Origin of the sequence: Kitasatospora sp. NPDC093558 (assembly GCF_040683475.1) — a bacterium.
In the GTDB taxonomy this organism is placed as follows: Bacteria; Actinomycetota; Actinomycetes; order Streptomycetales; family Streptomycetaceae; genus Kitasatospora.
The window spans coordinates 1-4,044 of record NZ_JBFBDY010000561.1; the positions used below are offsets into that span (position 1 = coordinate 1).

Below are 4,044 nucleotides of genomic sequence, written 5' to 3' on the forward strand. Positions count from 1 at the left end.
GGACGAGCCGCTGGACAGCCTGGATCTGCCCAACCAAGGCGCGATCGCCGGGCTGCTGGGGCGGGTCTGTCACGAGGAGGGGGTGGCGGTGGTGATGGTCGCGCACGACGTCAACCCGATACTCCACCACCTTGACCGGGTGGTCTACATCGCCGAGGGCGGTGCCGTCTCCGGCACTCCGGCCGAGGTGATCACCTCCGAGACGCTGACCCGGCTGTACCGCACGCCCGTCGAGGTGCTGCGCACGAGCGACGGCCGGCTCGTGGTGGTCGGACAGCCGGAGGCGCCCGCCGTCCACATCGACCGGCACGGTGAGGGAGGCCGCGATGGCCACTGATGTCATTTCGCTGGCCTCCGACGCGACGTCGCCGGTGTTCTCCTGGAACCTCCTCGCGGACTTCCAGGACATGTGGTCCTACCTGTCCATGGTGAACGCCTTCCGGGCCGGGCTGGTGGTGGCCGTGGTGTGCGCGGTGGTGGGCTGGTTCATGGTGCTGCGCCGGCAGACCTTTGCCGGGCACACGCTCTCCGTCGCGGCCTTCCCCGGAGCTTCGCTGGCCGTCCTGGCCGGCTTTTCCACCTCGCTCGGCTACTTCGGGTTCTGTACCGCCGCTGCGCTGGTGATCGCGGCGCTGGGGCGCAGGGGCCGGGAGAGCGGGGCGGAGGAGTCCGCGGTCACCGGTACGGTGCAGGCGTTCGCGTTGGCCTGCGGGTATCTGTTCATCAGCCTGTACAAGGGGCTGCTGGAGGGGCCGACGGCGCTGCTGTTCGGCGAATTCCTGGGCATCACCACCGGCCAGGTCGTGACTCTCGCGGTGATCGGCGCGGTGGTGCTGGCCGTGCTGGCGGTGATCGGGCGCCCGCTGCTGTTCGCCTCGGTGGATCCGGAGGTGGCAGCCGGGCGCGGCGTGCCGGTGCGGTTGCTGGGCACGCTGTTCCTGGTGCTGCTGGGCGCGGCCACGGCCGAGGCGAGCCAGATCACCGGCACGCTGCTGGTGTTCGCGCTGATGGTGATACCGGCCGCGACCGCGCAGCAGCTCACCGCCCGGCCAGGGTTGAGCCTGCTGCTGTCGGTGCTCCTTGGCCTGGCGGCGTGCTGGGCGGGGCTGATCGCGGCGTACTACCAGCCGTACCCGCTGGGCTTCTTCGTCACGGGCTTCGCCTTCGCCGCCTTCGTGCTCGCTCACCTGTTCCGCTTCGCCCGCGAGGCCGTCGGCCGCGCGGGGACGCCGCTCGCGATCGGAGACGCGGCATGAGTACCGTCATCAGTCAGGCGTTCTTCCAACACGCCCTGCTCGCAGGGACGTTCATCGCGTTGGCCTGTGGCCTGGTGGGCTACTTCCTGGTGCTGCGGGCCCAGATCTTCACCGGCGACGCCCTCAGTCATGTCGCGTTCACCGGCGCGATGGCCGCTCTGGCGGGCGGCTACGATCTGCGCCTCGGGCTGTTCGCCGCGACCATCGGGGTCGGCCTGCTGATCGGCGGGTTGGGTCGGCGCGGGCGCGCGGACGACGTGGTGATCGGCAGCGTCTTCGCCTGGATCCTCGGCTTGGGCGCCTTCTTCCTCACGGTCTACACCACCTCGCGCAGTGGCGCCCAGGGCGGCGCGGGAACGAGCGTGCTGTTCGGCTCGATCTTCGGCCTGCACGGCAACCAGACCTCCGTCGCGGTCGTGATCGCGGGCGCGGTGTGCCTGCTGATGCTGCTGATCGCCCGGCCGCTGCTGTTCGCCACCCTCGACGAGGCCGTCGCCGCTGCACGCGGTGTGCCGGTGCGGCTGCTGGGCTTCGGGTTCCTCGCTCTGGTCGGCGCGACCGCCGGCGAGGCCACCCAGGCGGTCGGCTCGCTCCTGCTGCTCGGCTTGCTCGCGGCTCCGGCGGGTGCGGCGATCCGGCTGACCGACCGCCCGTTCCGAGCGCTCGCGCTGTCCGCCGTGCTCGCGGTCGCGGAGATGTGGGGCGGGCTGCTGCTCAGTGCGGCGGCGCCGAAGCTGCCGCCGAGTTTCGCGATCATGACCGTCGCCACTGCGGTCTATGCGGCCACCTTCTTCGTCCGCTCGGCCCGCACCGTCCGCCCGGCGGCGGTCTGACCACGGGCGCCTGACGGGGGGAGAGGATGACCGACACCAAGCCGACCGCCATGGTGGCCGCCGACGAGCGGGGCGCACGCCGCCGGGCGGCCGACCGCACGGCCGTCCGCCCCGTCGCGGGTGACATCGAGCTGATCGGCCGGCCGACTCCGCGCCGCACCGAGGTCCTCCAGGCACTGGCCGGGTCCGAAGAGTTCGTCAGCGCCCAAGTGCTGTACGCCCGACTGGTCCAGGCCGGCTCACGGGTCGGCCTGAGCACCGTCTACCGCACCCTGACCGCCCTCGCGAAGGTCGGCCGGGCCGACGTCGTGCGCGACGCAAACGGTGAGCGGCTGTTCCGCTACCGGCCCGGCCCCGACCACCGGCACTACCTGATCTGCCGCGCGTGCGGCCTCAGCCTGCCGGTGGACTCGACCGCCGTGGAGGCCTGGGCCGAGTACATCGCCGAGATGTCCGGCTTCGACCAGGTCCACCACACCGTCGAGTTGGCCGGCGTCTGCCCCGACTGCCGTACTGCCGGCTGACCAGCGGTCGACCCCGATCAACTTCTCTACCGAGGAAGGCGTTCGCCATGCCCAGACCGGTCTCCCCGCGCCTCGCGGCGCTGTCGACCGCACTGAAGAACCAGACCCGTGAACTGCTCTCGCTGGCTGACGACGACATCGTCATGATCCGGCAACTCGACTGCACCGAACCGGGATGCCCTCCGGTGGAAACAATCGTCGCGGTGCTGCCGCCCTCAGGTGCCACGCGCCGCTGGACGCTGCGCCATCCCCTGGACGAGATCACCCCCGAACTGCTCGCAAGCGCCCTGACCGAGCCTCCGGGCGCTCCGGAAGGAGAATGACCATGACCACCCCCGACATCGACACCGCCGAGGACACTCGCGTCCCCGTCACGGTGCTGACCGGCTTCCTCGGCTCCGGCAAGACCACCCTGCTCAACCGCATCCTCACCGAGCAGCACGGGCTCCGAATCGCCGTCATCGAAAACGAGTTCGGCGAGGTCGGCGTCGACGACGCCCTCGTGCTCGACGCCGAGGAAGAGATCTTCGAGATGAACAACGGCTGCATCTGCTGCACCGTACGCGGAGACCTCATCCGCATCCTCGGCGCCCTGATGCGCCGCCGCGAACGCTTCGACCGGATCGTCATCGAGACCACCGGCCTCGCCGACCCCGCGCCGGTCGCCCAGACCTTCTTCATGGACGACGAGATCTCCTCCCAGCTGCGCCTGGACGCGATCGTCACCCTGGTCGACGCCGCCCACGTCCTCGAGCACCTCACCGAGGTCAAGCCCCAGGGCATCGAGAACGAGGCCGTCGAGCAGATCGCCTTCGCCGACCGGATCGTGCTCAACAAGACCGACCTCGCCACGCCGGAGCAGATCGCCGAGGTCACTTCCCACATCCGCGCGATCAACGCCCTGGTGGAGATCATCCCCGCCCAGCAGGCCAAGGTGGACCTCGAGCGGGTGCTCGACGTGCACGCCTTCGACCTGGACCGGGTGCTGGAGGGCGACCCGGCCTTCCTCACCGAGACCGAGCACCAGCACGACACCACCGTCACCTCGGTCGGCATCGACCTCAAGGGCGAGTTGGACGAGGAGCGCCTGAACTCCTGGCTCGGGCAGTTGCTGCGCACCCAGGGCGCGGACATCTTCCGCTCCAAGGGCATCCTCGCCATCGAAGGGGAGGACCGGCAGTACATCTTCCAGGGTGTCCACATGCTGCTGGAGGGCGAGAACGGCCGCGAGTGGCGTCCGGATGAGACCCGCCGCAACAAGCTGGTCTTCATCGGCCGCAACCTCGACCGCGACGCCCTCAACGCGGGCTTCACCTCCTGCCTCGCCGGAGTAGCCGCATGACCATCGCCACGTCGAACGCCCTGTGGACCATGGAGGTCGACGACGCGCCGGTCGCCGTCGCCACCGGCGGTGGCCTGGTCGCGATCGCC

Annotated in this window: 6 protein-coding genes; all 6 read left to right on the top strand. The window is 70.3% G+C overall.

The window, feature by feature from the left end:
• On the top strand, positions 1-337 hold a 337-nt coding region (locus AB0O00_RS31395; RefSeq protein WP_363657535.1), incomplete at its 5' end, for an ABC transporter ATP-binding protein.
• Positions 327-1,256 carry a metal ABC transporter permease gene (locus AB0O00_RS31400; RefSeq protein WP_363657537.1) on the top strand — a complete coding sequence of 310 codons (930 nt, stop codon included), beginning with the start codon at positions 327-329 and terminating at the stop codon, positions 1,254-1,256. The genes AB0O00_RS31395 and AB0O00_RS31400, both read left to right, overlap by 11 nt.
• The gene (locus tag AB0O00_RS31405; RefSeq protein WP_363657539.1) at positions 1,253-2,089 is read left to right on the top strand and encodes a metal ABC transporter permease; all 837 of its coding nucleotides are present in this window, start codon (positions 1,253-1,255) and stop codon (positions 2,087-2,089) included. The genes AB0O00_RS31400 and AB0O00_RS31405 overlap by 4 nt, the downstream gene beginning before the upstream one ends.
• Before the next feature lie 26 nt (positions 2,090-2,115).
• Entirely contained in the window at positions 2,116-2,613 is a 498-nt protein-coding gene (locus tag AB0O00_RS31410) for a Fur family transcriptional regulator (protein ID WP_363657541.1), read from the top strand.
• Positions 2,614-2,660: 47 nt separating this feature from the next.
• Positions 2,661-2,936, top strand: coding sequence for a hypothetical protein (locus AB0O00_RS31415; protein ID WP_363657543.1), 276 nt, complete (start codon positions 2,661-2,663; stop codon positions 2,934-2,936).
• Positions 2,937-2,938: 2 nt separating this feature from the next.
• Positions 2,939-3,955, top strand: coding sequence for a GTP-binding protein (locus AB0O00_RS31420; RefSeq protein WP_363657545.1), 1,017 nt, complete (start codon positions 2,939-2,941; stop codon positions 3,953-3,955).
• The last annotated feature ends 89 nt before the right edge of the window (positions 3,956-4,044 follow it).